The organism is Pseudomonas sp. StFLB209, assembly GCF_000829415.1.
GTDB lineage: Bacteria > Pseudomonadota > Gammaproteobacteria > Pseudomonadales > Pseudomonadaceae > Aquipseudomonas.
In genome coordinates, this window is the sequence record NZ_AP014637.1 from 5,614,432 (window position 1) to 5,637,890 (window position 23,459).

General features: G+C 62.2%; 20 protein-coding genes. 12 read left to right on the forward strand and 8 right to left on the reverse strand.

Annotation, left to right across the window (positions count from 1 at the left end; all coding sequences use genetic code 11):
• Positions 1–2: 2 nt before the first annotated feature.
• From PSCI_RS25010 to PSCI_RS25025, 4 genes are all read left to right on the forward strand, one after another.
• Positions 3–761, forward strand: coding sequence for an amino acid ABC transporter permease (locus PSCI_RS25010; protein WP_045492196.1), 759 nt, complete (start codon positions 3–5; stop codon positions 759–761).
• A gap of 14 nt (positions 762–775) precedes the next feature.
• Complete coding sequence (locus tag PSCI_RS25015) at positions 776–1,504, forward strand: amino acid ABC transporter ATP-binding protein (RefSeq protein WP_045494904.1); 729 nt, start codon at positions 776–778, stop codon at positions 1,502–1,504.
• Positions 1,505–1,578: 74 nt separating this feature from the next.
• Positions 1,579–2,412 carry a transporter substrate-binding domain-containing protein gene (locus tag PSCI_RS25020; RefSeq protein WP_045492198.1) on the forward strand — a complete coding sequence of 278 codons (834 nt, stop codon included), beginning with the start codon at positions 1,579–1,581 and terminating at the stop codon, positions 2,410–2,412.
• Positions 2,413–2,580: 168 nt separating this feature from the next.
• Positions 2,581–3,783 (forward strand): pyridoxal phosphate-dependent aminotransferase, encoded by a 1,203-nt coding sequence (locus PSCI_RS25025; protein WP_045492201.1) that lies wholly within the window; start codon positions 2,581–2,583, stop codon positions 3,781–3,783.
• 75 nt (positions 3,784–3,858) lie between these two features.
• Here the strand turns inward: PSCI_RS25025 and PSCI_RS25030 are convergent, their stop codons facing one another.
• Genes PSCI_RS25030 through PSCI_RS25040 form a run of 3 tightly spaced genes read right to left on the reverse strand, consistent with a single transcriptional unit; the run spans position 3,859 to position 7,082 of the window.
• Positions 3,859–4,827 (reverse strand): biotin-dependent carboxyltransferase family protein, encoded by a 969-nt coding sequence (locus tag PSCI_RS25030; protein ID WP_045492203.1) that lies wholly within the window; start codon positions 4,825–4,827, stop codon positions 3,859–3,861.
• The gene (gene pxpB, locus PSCI_RS25035) at positions 4,824–5,525 is read right to left on the reverse strand and encodes a 5-oxoprolinase subunit PxpB (protein ID WP_045492205.1); all 702 of its coding nucleotides are present in this window, start codon (positions 5,523–5,525) and stop codon (positions 4,824–4,826) included. Before pxpB ends, PSCI_RS25030 begins: the two co-directional genes overlap by 4 nt.
• Before the next feature lie 36 nt (positions 5,526–5,561).
• Positions 5,562–7,082 carry an MFS transporter gene (locus tag PSCI_RS25040; RefSeq protein ID WP_045492206.1) on the reverse strand — a complete coding sequence of 507 codons (1,521 nt, stop codon included), beginning with the start codon at positions 7,080–7,082 and terminating at the stop codon, positions 5,562–5,564.
• Positions 7,083–7,359: 277 nt separating this feature from the next.
• Here PSCI_RS25040 and nac point away from each other — a divergent pair, with 277 nt between their 5' ends.
• Positions 7,360–8,277: a nitrogen assimilation transcriptional regulator NAC gene (gene nac / locus PSCI_RS25045; protein WP_045492208.1), complete on the forward strand. Its 918-nt coding sequence runs from the start codon at positions 7,360–7,362 to the stop codon at positions 8,275–8,277.
• A 33-nt stretch (positions 8,278–8,310) separates the two neighbouring features.
• Here the strand turns inward: nac and PSCI_RS25050 are convergent, their stop codons facing one another.
• Positions 8,311–9,324, reverse strand: coding sequence for a bile acid:sodium symporter family protein (locus tag PSCI_RS25050; RefSeq protein ID WP_045492209.1), 1,014 nt, complete (start codon positions 9,322–9,324; stop codon positions 8,311–8,313).
• A gap of 238 nt (positions 9,325–9,562) precedes the next feature.
• Here PSCI_RS25050 and PSCI_RS25055 point away from each other — a divergent pair, with 238 nt between their 5' ends.
• Both PSCI_RS25055 and PSCI_RS25060 read left to right on the forward strand, forming a co-directional pair.
• Positions 9,563–10,264, forward strand: coding sequence for a DUF3053 domain-containing protein (locus tag PSCI_RS25055; RefSeq protein WP_045492211.1), 702 nt, complete (start codon positions 9,563–9,565; stop codon positions 10,262–10,264).
• A gap of 135 nt (positions 10,265–10,399) precedes the next feature.
• Entirely contained in the window at positions 10,400–11,479 is a 1,080-nt protein-coding gene (locus PSCI_RS25060) for a metal-dependent hydrolase (RefSeq protein ID WP_045492213.1), read from the forward strand.
• Between the two features lie 28 nt (positions 11,480–11,507).
• On the opposite strand, the gene PSCI_RS25065 is transcribed toward PSCI_RS25060, so the two are convergent.
• From PSCI_RS25065 to PSCI_RS25080, 4 genes are all read right to left on the reverse strand, one after another.
• Positions 11,508–13,154 carry a BCCT family transporter gene (locus PSCI_RS25065; protein ID WP_084710128.1) on the reverse strand — a complete coding sequence of 549 codons (1,647 nt, stop codon included), beginning with the start codon at positions 13,152–13,154 and terminating at the stop codon, positions 11,508–11,510.
• 176 nt (positions 13,155–13,330) lie between these two features.
• On the reverse strand, positions 13,331–14,473 hold the full coding sequence (locus PSCI_RS25070) for a hybrid-cluster NAD(P)-dependent oxidoreductase (RefSeq protein ID WP_045492215.1): 1,143 nt from the start codon (positions 14,471–14,473) through the stop codon (positions 13,331–13,333).
• Positions 14,474–14,479: 6 nt separating this feature from the next.
• Positions 14,480–15,736, reverse strand: a complete 1,257-nt coding sequence (locus PSCI_RS25075) for an aromatic ring-hydroxylating oxygenase subunit alpha (protein ID WP_045492217.1) — start codon at positions 15,734–15,736, stop codon at positions 14,480–14,482.
• A gap of 117 nt (positions 15,737–15,853) precedes the next feature.
• Positions 15,854–16,810: a LysR substrate-binding domain-containing protein gene (locus tag PSCI_RS25080; protein WP_045492219.1), complete on the reverse strand. Its 957-nt coding sequence runs from the start codon at positions 16,808–16,810 to the stop codon at positions 15,854–15,856.
• Between the two features lie 547 nt (positions 16,811–17,357).
• Between PSCI_RS25080 and proV the strand changes: the two genes are divergently transcribed.
• From proV to fdhA, 5 genes are all read left to right on the forward strand, one after another.
• Complete coding sequence (proV, locus tag PSCI_RS25085) at positions 17,358–18,518, forward strand: glycine betaine/L-proline ABC transporter ATP-binding protein ProV (protein ID WP_045492221.1); 1,161 nt, start codon at positions 17,358–17,360, stop codon at positions 18,516–18,518.
• Between the two features lie 28 nt (positions 18,519–18,546).
• On the forward strand, positions 18,547–19,500 hold the full coding sequence (proW, locus tag PSCI_RS25090) for a glycine betaine/L-proline ABC transporter permease ProW (protein ID WP_045492224.1): 954 nt from the start codon (positions 18,547–18,549) through the stop codon (positions 19,498–19,500).
• A gap of 57 nt (positions 19,501–19,557) precedes the next feature.
• Positions 19,558–20,595: a glycine betaine/L-proline ABC transporter substrate-binding protein ProX gene (gene proX, locus PSCI_RS25095; protein WP_045492226.1), complete on the forward strand. Its 1,038-nt coding sequence runs from the start codon at positions 19,558–19,560 to the stop codon at positions 20,593–20,595.
• A 98-nt stretch (positions 20,596–20,693) separates the two neighbouring features.
• Positions 20,694–22,040: a dimethylsulfonioproprionate lyase DddP gene (dddP, locus tag PSCI_RS25100; RefSeq protein ID WP_045492228.1), complete on the forward strand. Its 1,347-nt coding sequence runs from the start codon at positions 20,694–20,696 to the stop codon at positions 22,038–22,040.
• Between the two features lie 38 nt (positions 22,041–22,078).
• On the forward strand, positions 22,079–23,281 hold the full coding sequence (gene fdhA / locus PSCI_RS25105; RefSeq protein WP_045492230.1) for a formaldehyde dehydrogenase, glutathione-independent: 1,203 nt from the start codon (positions 22,079–22,081) through the stop codon (positions 23,279–23,281).
• Positions 23,282–23,459: the final 178 nt, after the last annotated feature.

Sequence of the window (23,459 nt, forward strand, 5' to 3'; positions counted from 1 at the left end):
GCATGTTCGAGGTATTCAAAATCGTTCACGAGCACTGGGAACTACTGCTCATCGGCCAGTACCCGCACGGCCCGATCGGCGGCCTGGTCAATACCCTGATGCTCTCGGCGCTGGCCCTGCTGCTGGCGTTTCCGCTGGGCATCGTGCTGGCCATCGCACGCATCTCGCCGTTCGCCTGGCTGCGTGCGCCGGCCACCGTGTGGGTTTACGTGCTGCGCGGCATCCCGCTGATCATGGTGATCTTCTGGACCTACTTTCTGGTGCCCTTGCTGATCGGCCACAACATCAGCGGCTTCGCCACCATGCTGTGCACCCTGGTGATCTACCAGAGCGCCTACCTGGCGGAGATCGTGCGCGCCGGGATCGAAGGCCTGCCAAAGGGCCAGTTCGAAGCTTCGCGGGCCCTGGGCATGGGCTATTTCCGCACGCTGGGCTGGGTGATCCTGCCACAGGCGCTGTACAACGCCTTGCCCAGCCTGATCAGCCAATTCGTGTCGATCATCAAGGAAACCACCCTGGGCTACATGATCAACGTGCAGGAGATGACCTTCGCCGCCAACCAGATCAACAACCAATTACTGACCAAGCCGTTCCAGGTCTACGCGATTCTGGCGGTCACCTACTACTGCCTGTGCTACAGCCTGACCCGCCTGGCCACCCATGTGGAGCGACGCATCGAACGCAAGCGCCAGGGCGACCGTGGCCAGACACCCGGCGCCGCGCTCAGCACTGCGCTGCCTTCTTCCCAAGCTTCGAGATAATCGCCATGAAACCACTGATCATGTTTGCCAATGTCGACAAGTGGTACGGCGAGTACCGCGCGCTGACCACCATCAACGCCGAAATCCGCCAGGGTGAAGTGGTGGTGGTGTGCGGCCCGTCCGGGTCGGGCAAGTCGACGCTGATCCGCACCGTCAACCGCCTGGAAGCCATCCAGAGCGGCCAGATTCTGTTCGAAGGCCACGACATCCATGGCACCGACGCCAACCTCAACCGGCTGCGCAGCCGCATCGGTTTTGTGTTCCAGAGCTTCAACCTGTTCCCGCACCTGTCGGTGCTCGACAACATCATCCTCGCCCCGACCAAGGTCAAGGGCCTCAAGGGTGCAGCCGCCAGACAGCGGGCCATGCAACTGCTCGACCGGGTCGGTATGGCGCACAAGGCCGGCAGTTATCCGGGCCAGTTGTCCGGCGGCCAGCAGCAACGGGTGGCGATCGCCCGGGCGCTGGCCATGGAGCCGCCGGTGATGCTGTTCGACGAGCCGACCAGCGCGCTGGACCCGGAAATGGTCGGTGAAGTGCTGCAGGTCATGCGCGGCCTGGCCAAGGACGGCATGACCATGATGTGCGTGACCCACGAGATGAACTTCGCCCGCGAGGTCGCCGACACCATCTGGTTCATGGACGCCGGCCAGATCCTGGAGCGCGCCACCCCCGAGGTGTTTTTCAGCAAACCGCAACATCCACGGGCGCAGCGTTTTATCAGCGACTTGCGCGCTCACTGAGTTCATCGAGTCGCCACAGAGCGACCACGCCCTACCCCCACTGCCGGCCATTGTCTTATTCGAGGATCATTGCGATGCGTATCAAACAAGCCCCGTTGGCCCTGATGTTGCTCCCCCTGCTGGCCGCCACCGCCCACGCCGACCAATGGGCCGATATCCAGGCCAAACAGTCGATCAGCTGTGGCGTGTACTCCGACGTGCCGCCCTTTGCCTCGCCCAACCCGCAAAGCCGTGCACTGGAAGGCATGGATGTCGACCTGTGCACTGCGCTGGCCAAACACCTGGGCGTCAAACTGGAGCTCAAGCCGCTGTCGGGTGAAGCCCGGGTGCCTGAGGTGAAGATGGGCCGCGTGGATGTGGTGATTGCCAACCTGGCCTACACCAAGACCCGCGCCCAGCAGATCCAGTACTCCGACCCCTACTACGTGGCCAAGGAAGTGCTGGTGGTCAAGGCGCCGCTGGCTGACAAGCCGCGTTCGTACTTTGCCGGCAAGCGCATCAGCGCCACCAAGGGTTCGACCTCGGAGCAATCGATTCGCCTGGCCGACGCGGTACCGGTGACCTTCCAAGACACCGGCTCCGCCTACCTGGCGGTGCAGCAGAACAAGGTGCTGGGCGTGGTGACCAACACCATGTCGGCGAAAAAACTGGTGAGCCAGGCCAAGGCCGGCGGGGTCGACCTGGGCATCGTTGCCGAGCCGATGGCCCTGGAGCCGGTGGGCGTGGGCATGAAGCTCGAAGAGCCGGCGCTGCTGGCCAAGGTCAACGATGCGTTGTACGCCATGGACAAGGCCGGCGAGATCGACCAGATCTGGAGCAAATGGATCGGCCCGGCCACCGAGTACAACATGGTCCGTGAAGAGCGCGTGCAGAAGCTCGCCGACATGCAGTTCCAGGCCCTGGAATAACCCCGCCCAGCTCCGACACCCCGGCGCAAGGCCGGGGGTGTTTGCTGTTGGCGACCTGCACACAGCCATCCAGAAATCTTATGACCCGACAACAAAGCGCTATTGGAGCCTGCCGACAGGCCGCTCTTATGCTGTGCCTTGCCCGTTAACCCCCTCAAGAAGCCGCCCATGCCCACTTTTGCCGATCGTTTGAAAAACGTCTCTGTGTCCGCCTCTGTCGCCATGACCCAGAAAGCCCGTGAACTCACCGCCCAGGGCGTCAAGGTCATCAGCCTGTCGTCGGGCGAGCCGGACTTCCCCACCCCGCCCCACGCCATTGCGGCCGCCCATGCCGCCGCGCTGGCCGGTGACACCAAATACCCGGCCATCGAAGGGACCCCGGCGCTGAAAATGGCCATCCAGCGCAAGTTCCAGCGTGATAACCAACTGACCTATGAGCCGAACCAGATCCTCGTCGCCGGGGGCGGCAAGCAGGTGATCTTCAATGCCATGCTCGCCACCCTCAACCCCGGCGATGAAGTGGTGATCCCGACCCCGGCGTGGATCAGCTACGCCGACATCGTCAAGTTCGCCGGTGGGGTACCGGTGCCGGTGCCGTGCAGCCAAGCCAACAACTTCAAACTGCAGCCTGAAGACCTCAACGCCGCCATCACCCCACGCACCAAATGGCTGCTACTCAACTACCCAAGCAACCCCACCGGCTCCGCCTGCTCGCGCGCCGAAATGGCCGCCATCGCCGAGGTCATGCTGCACCACCCCGAGGTGTGGATCATGACCGACGACATGTACGAGCACTTGATCTACGACGGCTTCGAGTTCTGCACCATCGCCGCTGTCGAGCCGCGCCTGTATGAACGCACCCTGACCGTCAACGGCGTGTCCAAGGCCTATGCCATGACTGGCTGGCGGATGGGCTACTGTGGCGGCCCGCAAGAACTGATTCGCGCCGTAAGTAACGTCAACACGCAAAACAGCGGCGGCGTCTGCACCCTGACCCAAGCCGCTGCCACCGCAGTGCTCAACGGCCCACAGGAGCTGCTGGACGAGCGCGCCGGGGTCTACCAGCAACGTCGCGACTACGTGCTGGGCCGCCTGGCCGACATCCAGGGCCTGAGCTGCCACAAGCCCGAAGGGGCGTTCTACCTGTTCCCCAACATCGCCGAATTTATTGGCCGCACCAGCCGCGGCGGACGCAAGATCGGCAACGACACCGACTTCTGCATGGCGCTGATGGAAGAGCACCACGTAGCAACGGTACAAGGCGCGGCCTACGGCCTGTCGCCCTTCGTGCGGCTGTCCTATGCCACCAGCCAGGCCATGCTGGAGCAAGGCTGCGACCGCATCGCCGAGTTCTGCGCCGGCCTGCGCTGATCGGCAAGCACAAAAAAACCGCCGGTATCGGCGGTTTTTTGTGCTTTCCAAACGCTGCCGACAACCGGCACGGCGTCAGAGCATCGCCCGCAACCGCTGCATATCCTCCAGATAAGCCTCGATGGCCTGCTCGGCGGCAATCGCCTCTTGGGGACCCGCCTCGACAAACCGGATACGACTGCCGATGGCGGCCTGGCCGAGTCGCCACAGATCGGCGTCGATGACCCCGGCAATCTTCGGATAACCGCCGGCGGTGTTGGCGTCGCTGAGCTGGATGATCGGCTCGCCTCCCGGCGGCACCTGCACCACGCCTGGCACCAACCCGTAAGAGCGCATCTCCATGGTGGCGTGCGGCACGATCGGCTCGCCGCTCAGGCGGTAGCCGGTGCGGTTGCTCTGCGCCGAGATTTTCCAGGGCTGACGCCAGAAACGCTGCTGGTCGCGCTCGAACAACCCATATTCACCGGCGGGTATAGCGCGCAGCAACACGGTGCCATCCGGGTCGCTGGCAAAGACCTCGGCCATGGCCTGCACGGGGGGCCGCACGCCAAGCCCACCTGCCGGCAGCGGTAAGGCCGCCGTGGCGCCTGTTGCCAGCACATCACCGGCCTGCAACACGCGGCCTTCGAAGCCACCAAAGCCGCCGCGCAACGAGGTGCTGCGCGAGCCCATCAGCTCCGGCACATCGATGCCGCCGGCCACACACAGGTAGACCCGCGCGCCGCTGCGCGGGTAGCTGATACTCAGGGTCTGACCGGCCTTGACCGTTACCGCCCACCACGGCAACAGCGGTTGATCATCCAGTTGCGCCTGACCATCGGCACCGGTCAGCGCGATTGCGGTATCGGCGCCAAATCGCACTCGCAACGGGAAGGTCTGCACCTCCAGCGCCGCCAGGCCGTCGGGGTTGCCCAGCAAGCGGTTGCCGACCCGCAACGCCAGGCCGTCCATGGCGCCGCTGATCGCCACGCCAATATTGCGATACAGCGAACGCCCGAGGTCCTGCACGGTATTTTGCGGGCCGGTGGTTAGCACTTCGATCACAGTTCAATCCTCTCGGGCACGAAACGCAGGGTGTCACCTGGGGCCAGCAACGCAGGTTGCGCGGCCTGGGGGTCGAACATCGGGGTATGGGCAAAGCCGATCGAGTTCCAGCCATTGGGGCCATCCAGCACGGCAATGCCCGACTGCATACCGCCAATGGTGACCATGCCTTTGAGCATGTTCAGTGACGGGACCTTCTTGCGCGGCATGTAGATGGCCGGGTCCAGCCCCCCGAGATAACCAAAGCCCGGCGCGCTGGCGACGGCAAACACGCTGTATTGGCCTTGGTGATGGCGGCGAATCACTTCGGCGTCGCTCAGCCCACTGAAGTCACACAGCGCCGGCAGATCAATCGCGTGCTCGCCGCCGTAGACCACCGGCACCTCGATCAACCGGCCACTGCGATGCAACGGGTCGGCCTCGCGCCACAACTGCTGCAACTCGGCAAACACCGCTTGCGGCTGCAAGGGTATGGCGCTGAACACCACCAGCAGGTTGGTCATGCCAGCGATGGTGGCTTGCACATCACCGCGTTGTTCCAATGACTGCGCCAGGGCCCAGATACGCCGCTGGGTTTCAAGTTCCAGCGCGCCTGGGGCCTCCAGCAGGTAGGCCCGGGCACCGATCATCGAAACACGGGCAAGCGCTTCGGGCAGATGGGCCGCAGGCGTCGATACGACCTGCGCGGTTAGGGTCATGATTCACTCCTTGGGCGAGAACGATAATGGGGTAACTCAACGCAGGGCGCGGCGCTCGCCAAGGTCAACCGCCGGCAGCCGGCTCATCACCAGCAAAGCCAGCAAGGCGCACAAGGCGCAGCCCAGCAGCCCGCTACCCAGCGCCTGAACCAGGGCCTGGCGGGCCAGTTGCAGCTCAGCCATCGGCAACTCGCCGGCCGCGCTCATCAACACCTGAGGATCGGCCAGCCGGGCCAGCGCGTGCAGATCGCCGCTGGCCTGCAGGGCGACCTGCACGTAGCGGGCGTAGAGCAGGTTGACCAACGAGGCCATCAGCGCAGTACCGAGCAGGCCGCCGACCAGGCGCAGCGACTGCTGCAGCGCCGTGGCGATGCCCAGGTATTGGCGCTCGGCGAGGGTCTGGGTGAACACCGTGAGGTTGAGAAATACAAAACCCAGGCCAAGGCCGGCCAGCAGAATCAGCCCCAGCAAGGTATTGAACCCGGCCTCGCGCCCCACTGCGGCCAGTGCGGCGCAGGCACACAACAACGCGGTAAAACCGCCCAGCGGCAGCCAGTTGGGGTTGGCCAGACGGGTCATCAGCCGGCTGTTGACGATGGCCCCCAGAGTGATGCTCAGGGCCAGCGGGGTGATCAGCAGCCCCGCCTCTACCGGGCTGTAGCCGTAGCCGCCCTGCAGCAACAGCGGCAGGTAAAACAGCAAGGTAAACATCACCCCACCGGCCAACACCGCCAGCACAAACAACAGGCGTACGCTGCGGTCGGCAAACAACGCTCCCGGCAGCAGCGGATTGGGGCAGCGTCGCTGCTGCCAGACCAGCCCCAGCCAGGCCGCCAGGGTGATGGCTGCCAGGACCAGGCTGGTGGCCGCACTGCCATTGCTCAGGTGCTCGACGAACAGTTGCAAGCCGCCCAGGCTGAGCACCACCAACAGCGCCCCGAGCCAGTCCAGACGCACCGGCGCGCTGCGCTGTGGCCGGTACCAGGGCAGATAGCGCCAGGCAAAAAACAGCGCTAGCGCGCCCAGCGGCAGGTTCAGCCAGAACACCGAGCGCCAGCCGAACTGCCCGGTCAGGTAGCCACCCAGGCCCGGGCCGATCGAGTTGATCACGCTGAACATCGTACTGAGCAGCATCTGCCAGCGCAGACGCTGTGCGGTATCCGGGAACAGCTCGGGCACACAGGCAAACGCGGTCCCCACCAGCATGCCGCCACCGATGCCCTGCATGACTCGCCCGGCCACCAGCCACGGCATGCTCGGGGCCAGCGCACAGACCAGCGAAGCCAGGGTAAACAGGACGGTGGCCGCCAGCACGAACGGTTTGCGGCCAAAATAGTCGCCGAGGCGGCCAAACACCGGGATGGTCACGATGGACGCCAGCAGGTAGCCGGTGGCAACCCAGGCATAGAGTTCAAAGCCCTGCAGCTGGGCGACGATACTCGGCAGGGCATTGCCAATCACGGTCTGATCCAGTGCCGAGAGCATCAGCACCAGCGACACCCCCAGCATGGCGAGCAGGGCTTGGCGAAAAGTCAGGGCAGCAGGTTCGGCGATCATCGAGTACTCGGGCCAGCGGCAAAAAAACGGTCACCTGGCCACGTTACGGACCCCGGAGCCTGAGGCAAAAGAGGAGTTCGCTCTGTACGGATAAGCCAGCCTTATGACCGCCCGCAGCCGCCTGTCAGGCGGCAAGCGTTGTGCACGCTGACGGGCACGCCCCGCGCTGGCGCCCGACAATGGCGCACCGGGTGCCATAGGCAGCGCTTATGACCGCCTCAGGGGCTGGCCCGCTGCTTGCTACGCGTACCGGACCGTATACGCGAGTACTGCTGAGATGAACCTGCGCCGCCTCAAATATTTCGTGAAGATCGTCGATATCGGCAGCATGACCCAGGCCGCCGACATTCTGCACATCGCCCAGCCGGCCCTGAGCCAGCAACTGGTGACGCTGGAGGCCGAGATGCAGCAGCAATTGCTGATTCGCACCAAGCGCGGCGTGACGCCCACCGAAGCCGGCAAGGTGCTCTACGCCCATGCTCAGTTGATTCTGCGTCAGTGCGACCAGGCCATGAGCGATGTCACCTCCAGCAGCCGTGCCCTGTGCGGCAACGTCTCGGTCGGGCTGGCGCCTGGCACCGCGGCCTCAAGCCTGTCAGTACCGCTGATGCGCCGGGTACGCGAACTGCATCCGGGCATCACCCTGTACCTGAACGAAAACTTCGGCACCACCCTCAGCGAACTGATCATGAACGGTCGCATGGACATGGCCGTGCTGTACGGCGGCCGCGAGATTCATGGCTTGTCATTCGCCCCGCTGCTGCGCGAGCAGTTGTACCTGGTCAGCGGTGAGGCGCGCTTTGCCGACCTGCCGCAGATTCCACTGGCAGCGGTGGCCGGGCTGGACCTGCTGCTGCCACGCCCCTACAACGTGATGCGCCGCCTGGTCGACGAGGCGTTCAGCCAGGCCGGGCTGAGTGCCACGGTGATCGCTGAAGTGGAGTCGGCCACCACCTTGGCCAGCGCAGTGGGCGAATGCTTTGCCTCGACCATCCTGCCGGAGTCTGCGGCGCGCGCGCTCCGTGAGCATCAGGACGTTCATCTTTGCCGCATCGTCGACCCCGGCATCGAAGCACCGCTGACCCTGTGCCTGTCAGGCCATCTGCCGCTGTCGGTGCCGGCCCAGGCCGTCAAGGGTATCCTGCTGGAATTGATCGCACAGATGCGCGGCACCCTGAGCAGCGCCCGGGACTGAGCGCTGCGCAGGGCGTGGAGGTCAAGCGTGAGGTCAGCCCTTGACCGCGCTTGCGGGTACCTTGTCAGCCACTACCAGCGGCGCTTCAGGGCGACGTGCGTAGCGCTGCGCCAGCCAGGCGCAGACCATCAACTGGATCTGGTGGAACAGCATCACCGGCAGAATCAGCAAGCCGATCGTGCTACCGGCAAACAGTACCTGGGCCATGGGTACGCCGGTGGCCAGGCTCTTTTTCGAGCCGCAGAACAAAATGGTGATACGGTCTTCAACACTGAAGCCCAGCAATTTGCCCAGCAGCGCAGTGATGCCCAGGGCGATGGCAAGCAGTACGCAGCACCCCAACACCACCCAGAGCAGCATCACAGGCGGCACCTGTTGCCACAAACCGCCAATCACGGCAGCACTGAATGCCGAGTAGACCACCAGCAGGATCGAGCTCTGGTCGACGTACTTGAGCCAGTTCTTGTTGCGCCCCACCCAGTTGCCGATCCAGCGCCGGGCGATCTGACCGGCAATGAACGGCGCCAGCAGTTGCAGGCTGATCTTGCGGATCGCTTCCAGGGTCGAGCCACTGTCACCGTGCACGTTCATCAGCAAGGCCACCAGCAACGGCGTGAGGAAGATACCGATCAGGCTGGAGGCTGCCGCACTGCAAATGGCCGCCGGGATATTGCCCCGTGCCAGGGACGTAAAGGCAATCGCCGACTGCACGGTAGCCGGCAGCGCACAGAGGTACAGAAAGCCCAAGTACAGCTCAGTACCCACCAGCGGTTGCAAAACCGGCTTCATTGCCAGCCCGAGCAGCGGGAACAGGACGAAGGTGCAGCAGAACACCAGCAAATGCAGGCGCCAGTGGCCGGCACCGGCCAGAATGGCTTCGCGTGACAGCTTGGCGCCGTGCAGGAAGAACAACAGGGCGATGGCGATGTTGGTGATCCAGTCGAACGCCACGGCAACCTGGCCACTGGCCGGCAGGAAGGTGGCGGCGACGACCACCGCAAGCAACGTGAGCGTGAAGTTGTCCGGCAAGAAACGCGAACGGGCCATGGGTAAAGGTCCTTATGAGCAAAATAGCCTGCACACCTTAACGCTGATTGGATGTTCCGGCTAACGCGACAATGGCATCAAATGTCGATTAACGGACAATCTGCGCAGTTTGATGGCCTTATGGAACCTAACAACGGCACCTGCGTCCTATGCCCGGCAACCGGCAAGCACCCGGTTGACCCTGCGCAGGCACGCCGTTGCCGCGCCTGTGCCACATCCCACTGGAGTCATCATCGACATGAACGTCTCGTTCCGCCCGCACTGGCTGCTCGCCCTCGCCCTGCCCCTGGCCCTGATCGCCTGCGGCAATGACGAACCCAAGCAGCGCGCAGCTTTTACCGAGTTCCTGCAAACCCGCATCGTCGACAAACCCGGTGTCCGGGTGCCCAAGCTGACCGCCGAAGAGTCCAAGTCGTTTGGCGACTACACCCGCCATTACGCAGTGATCAGCGATTTCAACGGTGACATGGACACGGCAGCCAAACCGCTCAGCGGCCTGTTGCAAAAAGGTGCAGTGCGTTCGCTCAACGATGTGATCGACCGCCGCGAAGACATCAAGACCGCGCAGGCCGGTCTCAACGACATGGGCGTGCAGCTCAAGGAGCACAAGGCCAAGGCCGACAGCGCCCACGCCCAGCTCAAGCAGCCAGACGATTTGAAGGTGGTGTATGACAAGGCCTATGCAAAGACCGTGAGCGTGCCGGCCGATACCTTTCTGGAGGTTCTGCCGCAGATCAATGGCACCCTGGACAGCAGCCTGAAAGTTGCTGACTACGTGACCGCGCACAAAGAGCAGATCGATATCAAAGGCCCGGTGGTCACTGTCAAGGATCCGAACGTACAGGCAGAGTTGAATACCCTGCTGCAGGAACTCAACAGCCAGGCGCAAGCCGTGCAGAAGGCCCAGCAGAAGTTGCAGGGTGTGATGCTCGGGCGTTGATTCTCGCGCAGCGGTGCTGCGCTGCTGCGCCGTCCTGGCACAGTAGCGCAGTCATAGGCTGTAACGTTCCAGCAATTGCGGTAACGAATCTGCCGTGGGTAGATTTCCGTGAACCTCTATTCAGGAAGCCAACCATTGGACTCTCTCACCCAGGCTGTGCTCGGTGCCGCCATTCAAGGTACGGTCTTGGGCCGCGTACAGGGCAGGCGTTCGTTGCTGTATGGCGCAGCATTAGGCACGCTCCCCGACCTGGATGTGCTGATCAGGTACGCTGACCCCGTGTCGCAGATGACCTTCCATCGCGGCTTCTCGCACTCTGTCTTTGTCCTTACAGCGCTTGCCCTGCTGCTGGCCTGGGGGGTTCATTGGCTAGCCAGGCGGCGCTGGCCGGATAAGGGCTATACCTATACCAGACTGTTCGTGGCCTTCTGGCTGGTACTGCTGACCCATCCGCTGCTCGACTCATTCACGGTCTTTGGAACCCAACTGTTCTGGCCGTTGCAGTGGGTGCCAGAAAGCTGGTCAGCGGTTTTCATCATTGATCCTGTCTACACCGTGCCACTGCTGGCGGCTGTTAGCTACGCGCTGGTCAAAGGTCTTGCCGGACGTGCGACCTATGTCATGGGAACGGCGCTGTTGCTGAGCACGGCTTACCTTGGCTTGTGCCTGGCGGGCCGGGTGGTCATCGAGCAGCGGTTTGCCTCGGCGCTGAGCCAGCAAGGTGTCATCGTAGCTGACGTGCGCGCGGTCCCGATGGCGTTCAACAGCCTGGTATGGCGGGTAATGGCCAAGGCGCCGAATGGGGAGTACTACGAGGGTGTGAGCAGCATCTTTGACCGGGCGCCCCCGGAAATGCAGCGCCATCGTTTCAACCTTGAACTGGCCAAGCCGCTGACCGACGTGCCATTGCATGATCGGCTGCGCTGGTTCACCGATAACTGGCTGCGGTACGACATCGTTGCCGGTGGCTTGATCGTCACCGATCTGCGCATGGGTACGCCTGGCAACTACACCTTCCGCTTCAAAATGGCCCAGCGCAATGCCGCTGGCAGTTGGGAAGCAATCACCCCCCAGAGGCATCGCAGTGCGGGCCCTGATGCTCTGTTCAATCGCCAGGACCTCAGCCTGATCTGGCAGCGCATCCTCGATCAACAGCCACCGCTGCCTTTGGCAGCATGGACCAGCAGATACCTGGCTGAGACCGAGGGGCAGTGAGCGGCTCCTACGGGGCAATGCCGATCAGTCAGGCGGTCGTCTTGCGCACCGCCGGTTGCTCGAACCGGACGGCTTCAGCAGCCATCAGCGACGCTGAATGGGCCTCAAGCAGCGACGCATTGGCAAACAGGCTGTGGGTCAGGCTGTAGCCGGTCAGCAGCATGTAGAACGCGATCGGCAGGCCCACCACGATACTTGCCATCTGGATCGCCACCAGCCCGCCAGCAATGATCAGGCTGGCGGCAATCGCCCCTTCCAGTACACACCACAGTACCCGTATCCAGTTCGGCGGGTTGATGCTGCCCAGTGAGTTGAGCATGCACAGCACCTGGGTGCCGGCATCGGCCGCGGTGACGAAGTGCACGGCCAGCAGCAGGCAGACAATCACACTGAGAATACCGCCCACGGTCGGCCCGTCCAGACGCTCAAGCAGGGTGAACATCGCCAGGGTGGTTTCCTTGCGGGTCGCCTCCAGCACCGGGCCACCCTTGAACTCGCCAGCCGCCTGTTGTTCGGCCACCGGCAATTGCGCATAAGCGTGGCGGGCCTGCTGTTCGTCCTTGAGCGACGCGCCGCCGAACACCGCCATCCACAAAATAGTCACCATGGTCGGCACCAGCAGCGCCCCGAACACCAGTTCACGGATGGTCCGGCCCCGGGAAATACGCGCGATGAACAGGCCCACGAACGGCCCCCAGGTCATCCACCACGGCCAGTAGAACGCAGTCCAGCTTTTCTGCCAGTCAGTATTGGCCTGGGTGTCGGTCCAGAAGCTCATGGCGACGATGTTCTGCAGGTAGTCGCCGGTCGATTCGAATGCCAGGTTCATGATGTAGTTGGTCGGCCCCAGGGTCAGCACCACCAGCATCAGGCCGAAGGAGATCCACATGTTCAGGGTCGACAGGCGCTTCATGCCCTTCGACACCCCGGCCACCAGCGAGATCGAGGCAATCACCGTCACCACGGCGATGATCGACAACTTGAAGCCCATGCTGACCGGTACGCCGAACACCTGATGCAGGCCCATGTTGATCTGCTCGACCCCCAGCCCCAGCGACTGGGAAACGCCGAAGGCGGTCACCGCACCGCCGACAATGTCCACGGTATGACCAATCGGCCCATAGATGCGCTGACCAATCAGCGGATAAAGGATCGAGCGCAGCGCCAGTGGCAGCCCTTCGCGGTAGGCGTAATAGGCCAGGCCCAGGCCGATGATGGTAAAGATTGCCCAAGGGTGCAGACCCCAGTGCAGCAGGGTAATGCGCATGGCCATCGACGCGGCCTGATCGGTCATCCCCGCAGTGAACGGGTTGCTGGCGTAATGCAGCACAGGTTCTGCGACCGACCAGAAGATCAGCCCAACGCCCATCCCGGCGCTGAACAGCATGGCAATCCAGGCGGCAAAGCTGAACTCTGGCGCTTCATCGGGGCGGCCCAGTTTCAGACTCCCGTGGCGGCTGAAGGCGATCACGATCAGCAGCGCCAGGACGCCGCTGACCAAGGCCAGGTAGAACCACTTGAGATTATCCAGAATGGCGTCGGAAGCGCCTTTGAACACCCCCGCTGCCTGGTCACCATAAGAAGCGCAGAGGATCACGAACGCGACGACGATGGAGATCGACCCCACCGTCACAATAGGGTTGAGGCCTTTGAACAGGCCTTGTTTTGCACGCATCAACGATGTCCTTCTTATTCTTGGAAAATGGGTGAAGCGTCCCCCCTGCGGGAGCGGGCCTGCCGGAGTGCCGGACCACAGCGAAAAGGCCGGAAAATTCACGGCATCTGCTGCGAATGTGCCGCCGTCTTCGTCAGCAAGCTGACTCCCACCGAGCTGCCAGAACAGCAGTGGGCTTACAGATCGACCACCAGGTCCGAGGTCGGGCGGCTGCAGCACAACAGGCGCAGGCCCTTGTCAATTTCACGCTGGCGGATGCCACCGTTGTGGTTCATTTCCACGCTGCCTTCCAGCACCGCGGTCTTGCAAGTGCCGCACACGCCCTGGCTACACGACGACGGCACCACTGCGCCAGCGGCTTTCGCCGCCGCCAGCACGGTCTGGCTGGCGGTCATGGTGAACTCCTTGCCGGAACGGGCCAGGCGCACGGTAAAGGTGCCCTGCTCCTGGCCTGGAGTGGCGGCTGGCGCAGGCGCTTCGGCCACCACTTCGGCAGTGATATCGAAGCTCTCCTGGTGGTAGCGCTGCATGTCGAAGCCGGCACTGCCGAGCAGCGACTTGACCGCGTCCATATAGCCCTTGGGTCCACAGGTAAAGACTTCCCGCTCTTGGTAGTCAGGAATCTGCCGTTGCAACTCTTCGACCGACAGGCGCCCTACCGGCCCGCTCCAGTCCGGCTCGTCGCCCAGGCCCTCGCAGAAAAACAGGGTGCGCAGGCGTGGCATCGTGCGCTCCAGACGCGCCAGCTCATCACGAAAAATGATGTCCTTGGGGGTGCGCGCGCTGTGCACGAAGACAATGTCCAGATCCGCGTGCAGATCAGCAGCGGCGCGGGTCATGGCCATTACCGGGGTGACCCCGGAACCGGCCGACAGGTACAGCAGTTTGCGCGCCGGTGCCGCCACCGGGGTGAAGATCCCGGCAGGTCCCGAGGCTGCCAGTGCATGACCGGCGCGCAGGTTATCGTGCAACCAGTTGGACACCGCGCCGCCCGGCACCCGTTTGACGGTAATCGAGAAAGTGAACGGCCGGGTCGGCGTCGAGGACAGCGTGTAGCAGCGTGAGACGCTCTGCCCATCGATGACCGGCGATACGGTGAGGAACTGCCCCGGCTCATAAGCCAGTGCCGAATAATCCGGGCAATGGAAAGTAAAGGTCTTCACGTCGTGGGTTTCATCCACGACGCTCAGGCATTCGATGCGCCTGGTATCGCCGCTGCCCCACTGGGCGCCATAGGCGCTCCAGTGGTCGGTGTCGGCAAAGCGCTGGTCAGCACGCAGGCTGGCCACGTTCTGCTGCAGGTTCTCGAGCATATTCATCGGCGGTCAGACTCCGTGGGCGGCGAGGCGCGCGCGATACCAGCGAGCAAACTGGTCGACATACGGCTCGGTGAATTCGGAATACGGGCCAGGCGCGAACGCCGGGTCCTGAGTGCCGCTCTGGGTGATCGCCACCAGTGCCGCGTCTTGCTGGGTGGTCGCCACCCAGACTTCGGTGAGCCGCTTGAGGTCATAATCGACGCCTTCTACGGCGTCCTGATGCACCAGCCATTTGGTGCGCACCAGAGTGCGGTCCGGCGACAGCGGGAAAATCCAGCTGATCATCGCGTGGTCGCTCATCACGTGCGCCCAGGCGTTGTTGCCCCACATATGCGTATCGCCCAGATCACGCCGGGTCAGGTTGCCCAGCAGCTTGGTGCAGGCCACTTTGGTGTCGAGTGTCTGCGACTCGCCGGCGCCTGCGATGATCATCCGCTGGGTGCGAAATTGAGTCGGCGCGTTGTCGTCCAGGTGCTCGACGGTCTCATACAACAGGCCGTCGCTGGCCCAGCTGGCTTCGATGCCGGCCTTGCGAATCTGATAGGCGTCATAGGAGGCCCGATCGGCTTCGCTCATTTCTTCCAGGCTTACCCCCAGGTCTTCAGACTGATAGGAGACGATCAGTTCCGGGTGGGTGCCTTCGCAGTGGTAGCACTCGCGGTTGTTCTCCATCACCAGTTTCCAGTTGCCGTTCTCGACATAGTCCAGCTCGTAGGCAATCCGGGTCTTGCTCAGGTCAAACGGCTCGAAACGCGGTGCCATCGCCGCCTGTAAATTGGCGATGTCCTCAGGCGGGTTGTCGGCCAGACACACCAGTACATGGGCGCCGACCACCACGCAATTGACCGGGATCAGACTGCGGCACTTGGGATCAAAGCCTTTGCCCATGTTCTTGGCATGCTTGAGGCTGCCGTCCAGGTCGTAAGTCCATTGGTGATAAGGACACACCAGCATGCCCACAGTGGACTTGCCGGCCGGTTTGAGGCGTGCGCCACGATGACGGCAGACATTGCGGTAGGCGCGAACCTGCTCATCGTCGTCACGTAACACCAGAATCGAAGTCTTGCCGATATCCACCGCATACACATCACCCGGCTCCGGCACGTCGGCGGTGACCGCAACGGTGATCCAGTGTTTGTGAAAGAACACATCGACATCGGTCTCGAAAACATCCTGGCGACTGTAAAGTTCGCCATCCATGCCAAAACCGGGGCGGCGTGCATCGAGCAATTCGCTATGCGATTTGTTGGGTGAAGTACTCATGTTGACCCTCAGGCACTTATTTTTTTGTTTGTTAACCCAGCACAGGTTTGAGTGGATTATCAAAGTGCCCCGAAAGTGCGTCAATGCGCTTAATTTTACCGTTCTCATCACCTCAGGTTATTCAGCAATTTCCTGCACCTGAACCGCCTGGGTTTTTACTTGCAGCCATTGCGCAATCGCCAATACATCCGGATTAACACAATGACCATGTGGCACCACCAGGTAATAAGCATCTTTGGGGCGCACGACAAACGGCTCCAGCCGGACCAACGTGCCGGCATCAATAAAGTGCTCCACCATGCGCCCCCAGCCTAACGCCACACCATAACCGTTCAACGCGGCCTGCACCGCGTCGGTATATAAACTGCAACGCAAGTTGTACTTCAGCCCGGCCAGGTTTACCCCTTCATCCTTGAACCAGCTTTGCCAGGTTACCCAACCTTCGGAGGTGGCGTCAGCATCCAGCAAACCGGCACCGGCCAGTTCATCGAGGCTCAGCGGTATGGGATTGCGCGCCAGCCAGGCCGGCGAGCACACCGGGAAGACCTCTTCTTCGAATAGCAACAGCGCATGGCCGTCGTCCCACTCGCCGTTGCCAAAGCGCACATCCAGGTCGAAATCCGGGGTGCGCAGGTTGCCGGTGAACATCTGGGTCGCAAGGCGCAAACGGATATGCGGCAAGGTCTCGCTGAGGCTGGCCAGCCGCGGCATGATCCGGCAATGCGAGAAGGTGGCGGTCGAGCCCAGCACCAGTTCGCGCTTGTCACTGCCCTGGGTGATCTGGTCAAACCCACTGGCAATTTTTTGCAGCGACTCGGAGATGATGGCAAATAACGTCTCGCCGCCTTCGGTCAGGTAGATGCTGCGGTGCAGGCGCTGAAACAGCTGCACGCCGATATTCTCTTCCAGCACCTTGATCTGTTTGCTGACCGCCGCCTGGGTGACGCCCAGCTCCTTGGCGGCCAGGGTAAAGCTGTTCAGCCGTGCGACTGATTCGAACTGTAACAGGGCAGTCATCGACGGGATGATGCGCCGGTAACCCTTCTGGGTACTGCCAGCTTGCTGGGTTTTCATTATTGTTCCGCAATCAGGTTTTAACGAATCAGGTTTTAACGAACAGCTAGCAATAAACAGGCCGACAACGCATGGAGCCTATCGCTCGGGTCGCCATCGTCCGGTCATCGCGTTCAGGCCGCGGCCAATATAGATATCCGCACACCGCCCTACAATAGCGAAGCCAGACAGCAGCACCCTGCATAACCTTAGCTCATGCAAGAGACATTTTAAGTTATCCATCCATTAACTACCCCGACACCCGCCAACCCGACCTGCCGCCCGATCATACAATTTGACCCATCCATACAATCAAGCCCTTGCCACCGGGATTAAAGTGAATCAAGTTCTGCAAACACAAGCATCCCTTAGTGTGCAATGAACGATAATTAATAAAAACAACGCATTGTTAGCAGGCCATCTTTCAACCCACGCCTGCAACAAATAAATCGCCCTACCTTTTTACTCGCTCACTGTGCTGAGCGGCCTGCCAATCACCAGCCGGTATCCAGAACGTTTAGTTGGGTCTCAGGCATTAATTGGTCACAACTATAATAAAGAGGGTCGTATGAGTGATACCGATGAAATCCTTGCGGTAAAAAACATCTTCAAGGTCTTTGGTCCGAATCCGGACATGGCCATGCAGATGTTGCGCAACGGAGCCGATAAAAACGAAATATTCAGCAAAACCGGCCATGTGGTCGGTGTCTTCGACGCCAGCTTTTCGGTCAAACGCGGCGAAATCTTCGTCATCATGGGCCTGTCCGGTTCGGGCAAGTCGACCATGGTGCGGCTGTTCAACCGACTGATCGAACCCACCTCCGGCAGCATTCATCTCAACGGCAAGGAAATCACCGGGCTGTCGGACAAGGACTTGCTTAACGTGCGCCGCAAGGACATGGGCATGGTGTTTCAATCCTTTGCCCTGATGCCGCACATGAGTGTGCTGGAAAACACCGCCTTCGGCCTGGAAATTTCCGGCGTATCCGAGCAAGAGCGCCATGCCCGAGCCAGTGAAGCGCTGCGTCAGGTGGGCCTGGCCGGTCACGAATACAGTTACCCGCATCAACTGTCTGGCGGTATGCAACAACGGGTCGGCCTGGCCCGCGCGCTGGCCAACGACCCGGCGATCCTGCTGATGGACGAGGCCTTCTCGGCCCTCGACCCGTTGATTCGTCACGAGATGCAGGGTGAACTGATCCGCCTGCAGGCCGAGCAGCAACGCACCATCATTTTCATCTCTCATGACATCGAAGAAGCCATTCGGATCGGCCACCGCATCGCGATCATGGAAGGCGGTCGGGTGGTGCAGATCGGCACCCCGCAAGAGCTGATCAATCAGCCGGCCAACGACTACGTACGGACCTTTTTCAAGGGCTTCGACAGCTCGCGGGTGCTCAAGGCCGGTGACGTGGCGCGCCTGGACCCTGGCATCGTGTGCAAACTCAATGGCAAGGCGCCACAGTTCAAAACCGGCAACGATTACGGCTATCTGATCGACGAGCATGGCCACTTGTTGGGCGTGGTCGACACCGATGCGAGCGGTGTTCCGGCGCCAGAACGCTATCGCCTGCATGAACAGCAGCCGGTGTACACCGACACCCCGCTGCACGAAGTGCTCGGCATCGTCGCCCGCCTGCCCTACCCGGTTCCGGTACTGGACCGTGGCGGTGCGTTCAAGGGCACGATTTCCAAGACCCTGTTGCTCCAGACCCTGAGCCGCGACTAAGCGCCCACGCCAAAAAGAGGTAGCCCCCATGTCCGAATTCAGCCTTCTCGATCCATTCCAGTCGATCACCATTCCCTTGGGTGACTGGGTAGAAGCCGCTCTCAATTACCTGGTACAGAACTTCCGCGAAGTGTTCCGCGCCATCCGCTGGCCCATCGATCAGGTGCTCAACGGCACCGAATACATCCTGCAAAGCATCCCGCCGAGCATCGGCATCCTGTTGTCGTCATTGCTCGGCTGGCAACTGGCGGGCAAGCGCATGGCCCTGTTGTGCTTTGTCACCCTGACCCTGCTGGGCTTGATCGGCGTGTGGTCAGAATCGATGACCACCCTGGCGCTGGTGCTGACGGCGGTGTTTTTCTGTGCGGTGATCGGTATTCCGCTGGGCATCCTCTGCGCCCGCAGTGACCGGCTGGAAAAGATCATTCGTCCGGCACTCGATGCCATGCAGACCCTGCCAGCCTTTGTGTACCTGGTGCCGGTGGTGATGCTGTTCGGCATCGGTAACGTGCCTGGCGTGCTGGTCACCATTGTGTTTGCCCTGCCGCCGCTGGTGCGGCTGACCAACCTGGGTATTCGCCAGGTGCCGGAAGACAAGATCGAAGCCGCCCGCGCCTTTGGCTGCACGCCACGACAGATGCTGACCCGCGTCCAGTTGCCGCTGGCGACCTCGACGATCATGGCCGGCATGAACCAGACCCTGATGCTGTCGCTGTCGATGGTGGTCATCGCCTCGATGATTTCCGTCGGCGGCCTGGGCCAGATGGTCCTGCGCGGCATCGGCCGGCTGGACATGGGCCTGGCCACCGTCGGCGGGGTCGGTCTGGTACTGCTGGCGATCTTCCTTGACCGCCTGACCCAGGCGATGGGTGAAAGAACCGCCGCCGAGCCTGGCCGGCGCTGGTATCACACCGGGCCGCTGGGCCTGCTGCTGCGCCTGTTCGGCGCCAACCCGGCTGCAGGGCGGCGCAAGACCGCCTGATTCATTCCCCTCTTGACCTGCCGTACTTGAATAACAACCAGAAGAAGGTATGCCACGATGTTTGAATTCAAGATATCCCAGCGCTTTAGCCAATGCGCCTGCGCCGTCGCGCTGGCGGTCGTGTCACTGGGCATGGCGACAGGCGCCAGCGCGGCGAGCTTCGAAAAACCGGGCGACGGCGTGAAGATCACCCCGGCCTTTCCGACCGTCGATGAAGAACGCTTTCGCGGTGAAATCGCCATCGAGGGTCTGCGTGAGCTGGGTTACAACGTCCAGAAACCCAAAGAAACCGAATACGCCACCATGGTCCTGGCGGTTGGCTTCGGCGATGCCGACTTCAGCGTCAACCTGTGGGACAAGTTGCATGCCAGCTTTTATCAGAAGGCCGGTGGCGACGCGGCGATGATCAAGGCAGGCGACATTCTGCCGGGCGTATTGCAGGGTTACCTGATCGACAAGAAAACCGCCGATGCCTACAACATCAAGTACATCACCGACCTGAAGAAACCGGAAATTGCCAAGCTGTTCGATGTGGATGGCGACGGCAAGGCTGACCTGACCGGCTGCAACCCCGGCTGGGGCTGCGAGCTGGTGATCGCCCACCACATGAAGGCGTACGAGCTGGACAAGACCGTGCATGTCAACCAGGGCTCCTACTTCGCCCTGATGGCCGACACCATCACCCGCGCCAAGGCCGGCAAGCCGGTGCTGTATTACACCTGGACCCCGCAATGGGTGGCCGGTGTGCTGGTCGAGGGCAAAGACGTGGTCTGGCTTGAAGTGCCCAAGACCGACCTGCCGGGCGGCGATAACAGCGTCAACACCCAGTACCAAGGCAAAAACCTCGGCTTTGCCGTGGACAAGGTCGAAGCCGTCCTGAACCGCAAGTTCGCCGAGAAGAACCCGGCGGCGCTGAAGTTCCTGTCGCTGGTGCAGATCAGCGCCGCCGACGAAAGCGCGCAGAACCTGAAGATGCAGAACGGCGAAAACAAAGCGGCAGACATCCGTCGCCACACGCAGGAATGGATCACCGCACACCGTGCCGACTTCGACGCCTGGCTGCAGGCCGCCCGGGACGCCGCCAAGAAGCCGTAAACCGTTCGCTGGCAAGTCGGCTGCCCCTGTCCGGTGGCAGCCGGCTTGCCAGCGAAGCTTTTGACGACTGGCATTACAAGAACAAGGAAAGTCCAGCCATGATGACCTCACCCTTCTCCATCGCGCACCACGCCCGGCGTATCGAGCCGGGCCGCGTTACCGACCGCCCGTGCAAACCCGACGGCTCGGAAAACAACAACGACCGGGTCGAGATCGGCCCGACCCCGCTGGCCTTCGCCGAGTGGGATGCCCTGGGCCTGCAGGCGCCGAACCTGGCAGCCATGCGCGAGTACCGCCTGCAACGCATTCGCGAGCAACTGATCAAGTACGATCTGGCCGGCATCCTGCTGTTCGACCCGCTGAACATTCGCTACGCCACCGACACCACCAACATGCAACTGTGGACCACTCACAACCCGGCCCGTGCCTGCTTCGTCGCGGCCAGCGGCCATGTGGTGCTGTGGGATTTTCACGGTTGCGATCATCTTTCAAGGCACCTGCCGCTGATCAGCGAACTGCGCAGCGGCGCGTCGTTTTTCTACTTCGAAACCGGCGAGCACACCGACCTGCACGCTAAACGCTTCGCCGGGCAAATCAATGAACTGCTGCGCAACCACGCAGGCTCCAACCGCCGCCTGGCCGTGGACCGCATCGAGGTGGCCGGCCTGCGTGCCCTCGATGCACTGGGCATCGAAGTGCACAGCGGCCAGCAAGTCACCGAACTGGCGCGAGTCATCAAGGGTCCGGACGAGATCCTCGCCATGCGCTGCGCGGTGGCGTCCTGCGAAGCATCTATCGCCGAGATGCGCCTGGCGATGCGCGCCGGCGCCACCGAGAACGACGTCTGGGCCGCGCTGCATGCCGGCAATATCCGCCGCGGCGGCGAGTGGATCGAAACCCGGATTCTCAGTTCCGGCCCGCGCACCAATCCCTGGTATCAGGAATCGGGGCCACGGGTACTGAGCGATGGCGACCTGCTGAGCTTCGACACCGATCTGATCGGCGTGTACGGCATGTGCGTGGACATGTCGCGCAGCTGGATCTGCGGCGACCTGGAGCCGAGCGCCGAGCAAAAACGCCTGTACCGCATCGCCCATCAACACATCAGCGTCAACACCCAGATGGTGCGCCCCGGCGTCAGCTTCGCCGAGCTGACCGCCCAGGGTCATCGCCTGCCCGAGAGCTGCCGCGCCCAGCGTTACGGGGTGATGTTCCACGGCGTGGGCCTGTGTGACGAATACCCCTGCATCCGCTACCCCGAAGATTTTGAGTCGCACGGCTATGCCGGCGAGCTGGAGCCGGGCATGGCGCTGTGCGTGGAGGCCTATATCGGCGAGGTTGGCGGCAAGGACGGTATCAAGCTGGAGAACCAGTTGCTGGTGACCGAGACCGGCTGTGAAGTGCTGACCCATTACCCGTTCGAGAGCAGCTTTCTCAACGATTGATTTGCATCGCCGCAGTTTTTGTAAAAGGAGAAGTAGCAATGAGTACAGGCAACAGAGGCGTGGTGTACCTGGGGGCCGGCAAGGTCGAAGTCCAGAACATCGATTACCCGAAAATGCAGGACCCGCGCGGCAAGAAGATTGAGCACGGTGTGATCCTCAAGGTGGTCGCCACCAACATCTGTGGTTCCGACCAGCACATGGTGCGTGGCCGTACCACGGCGCAGATCGGCCTGGTATTGGGCCACGAGATCACCGGTGAAGTGATCGAGAAAGGCTCGGACGTCGAGAGCCTGAAAATCGGTGACCTGGTCTCGGTGCCGTTCAACGTGGCGTGCGGTCGTTGCCGCTCGTGCAAAGAGATGCACACCGGCGTGTGCCTGACCGTCAACCCGGCCCGTCCGGGCGGTGCTTACGGTTACGTTGACATGGGCGACTGGACCGGTGGCCAGGCCGAGTACGTGCTGGTGCCCTACGCCGACTTCAACCTGCTGAAACTGCCGAACCGCGACAAGGCCATGGAAAAGATCCGTGACCTGACCTGCCTGTCGGACATTCTGCCTACCGGCTTCCACGGTGCGGTGACCGCTGGCGTTGGCCCAGGCAGCACGGTCTATGTCGCCGGTGCCGGCCCTGTGGGTCTGGCCGCTGCCGCTTCGGCGCGCCTGCTCGGCGCTGCCGTGGTGATCGTCGGTGACCTGAACCCTGCGCGTCTGGCGCATGCCAAGGCCCAGGGTTTTGAAATCGCCGACCTGTCGACCGACACCCCGCTGCACGAACAGATCGCCGCGCTGCTGGGCGAGCCGGAAGTGGACTGCGCAATCGACGCCGTGGGCTTCGAAGCCCGTGGTCATGGCCATGAAGGTGCCAAGCACGAGGCGCCGGCCACGGTGCTCAACTCGTTGATGCAGGTGACTCGCGTGGCGGGCAAGATCGGTATTCCGGGCCTGTACGTGACCGAAGACCCCGGTGCGGTAGACGCGGCGGCCAAAAACGGCGCCCTGAGCATCCGCTTCGGCTTGGGCTGGGCCAAGTCGCACAGCTTCCACACCGGCCAGACCCCGACCATGAAGTACAACCGCCAGCTGATGCAGGCGATCATGTGGGACCGTCTGAACATCGCTGAAATCGTTGGCGTGCAGGTGATCAGCCTGGATCAGGCACCGGCTGGCTACGGCGAGTTCGATGCAGGCGTGCCGAAGAAATTCGTCATCGATCCGCACAAGACCTTCAGCGCCGCCTGAGCGTCACGCCAGCCGCACTACTGATCTCTGTGGGAGCGACCTTGGTATGGGCGGCATTCCGACGAAAGGGCCAGGAAAGTCACAGCATCTGCTGCGAATGTGCCGCCGCCTTCGCTAGCAAGCCAGCTCCCACACGTCTAATAGAACAGTATCGAGGCGAGCAGTAAGGGGCCGGGTC

Excerpts from the sequence above, each read along its gene's own strand:
- pxpB (WP_045492205.1), bottom strand. The coding sequence starts at position 5,525 with ATGACCCTAACCGCGCAGGTCGTATCGACGCCTGCGGCCCATCTGCCC.
- dddP (WP_045492228.1), top strand. The coding sequence starts at position 20,694 with ATGATGACCTCACCCTTCTCCATCGCGCACCACGCCCGGCGTATCGAG.
- PSCI_RS25070 (WP_045492215.1), bottom strand. The coding sequence starts at position 14,473 with ATGAATATGCTCGAGAACCTGCAGCAGAACGTGGCCAGCCTGCGTGCT.
- PSCI_RS25050 (WP_045492209.1), bottom strand. The coding sequence starts at position 9,324 with ATGGCCCGTTCGCGTTTCTTGCCGGACAACTTCACGCTCACGTTGCTT.
- nac (WP_045492208.1), top strand. The coding sequence starts at position 7,360 with ATGAACCTGCGCCGCCTCAAATATTTCGTGAAGATCGTCGATATCGGC.
- PSCI_RS25040 (WP_045492206.1), bottom strand. The coding sequence starts at position 7,082 with ATGATCGCCGAACCTGCTGCCCTGACTTTTCGCCAAGCCCTGCTCGCC.
- PSCI_RS25075 (WP_045492217.1), bottom strand. The coding sequence starts at position 15,736 with ATGAGTACTTCACCCAACAAATCGCATAGCGAATTGCTCGATGCACGC.
- fdhA (WP_045492230.1), top strand. The coding sequence starts at position 22,079 with ATGAGTACAGGCAACAGAGGCGTGGTGTACCTGGGGGCCGGCAAGGTC.
- proV (WP_045492221.1), top strand. The coding sequence starts at position 17,358 with ATGAGTGATACCGATGAAATCCTTGCGGTAAAAAACATCTTCAAGGTC.
- PSCI_RS25055 (WP_045492211.1), top strand. The coding sequence starts at position 9,563 with ATGAACGTCTCGTTCCGCCCGCACTGGCTGCTCGCCCTCGCCCTGCCC.
- PSCI_RS25080 (WP_045492219.1), bottom strand. The coding sequence starts at position 16,810 with ATGAAAACCCAGCAAGCTGGCAGTACCCAGAAGGGTTACCGGCGCATC.
- PSCI_RS25025 (WP_045492201.1), top strand. The coding sequence starts at position 2,581 with ATGCCCACTTTTGCCGATCGTTTGAAAAACGTCTCTGTGTCCGCCTCT.
- proW (WP_045492224.1), top strand. The coding sequence starts at position 18,547 with ATGTCCGAATTCAGCCTTCTCGATCCATTCCAGTCGATCACCATTCCC.
- PSCI_RS25065 (WP_084710128.1), bottom strand. The coding sequence starts at position 13,154 with ATGCGTGCAAAACAAGGCCTGTTCAAAGGCCTCAACCCTATTGTGACG.
- PSCI_RS25010 (WP_045492196.1), top strand. The coding sequence starts at position 3 with ATGTTCGAGGTATTCAAAATCGTTCACGAGCACTGGGAACTACTGCTC.
- proX (WP_045492226.1), top strand. The coding sequence starts at position 19,558 with ATGTTTGAATTCAAGATATCCCAGCGCTTTAGCCAATGCGCCTGCGCC.
- PSCI_RS25020 (WP_045492198.1), top strand. The coding sequence starts at position 1,579 with ATGCGTATCAAACAAGCCCCGTTGGCCCTGATGTTGCTCCCCCTGCTG.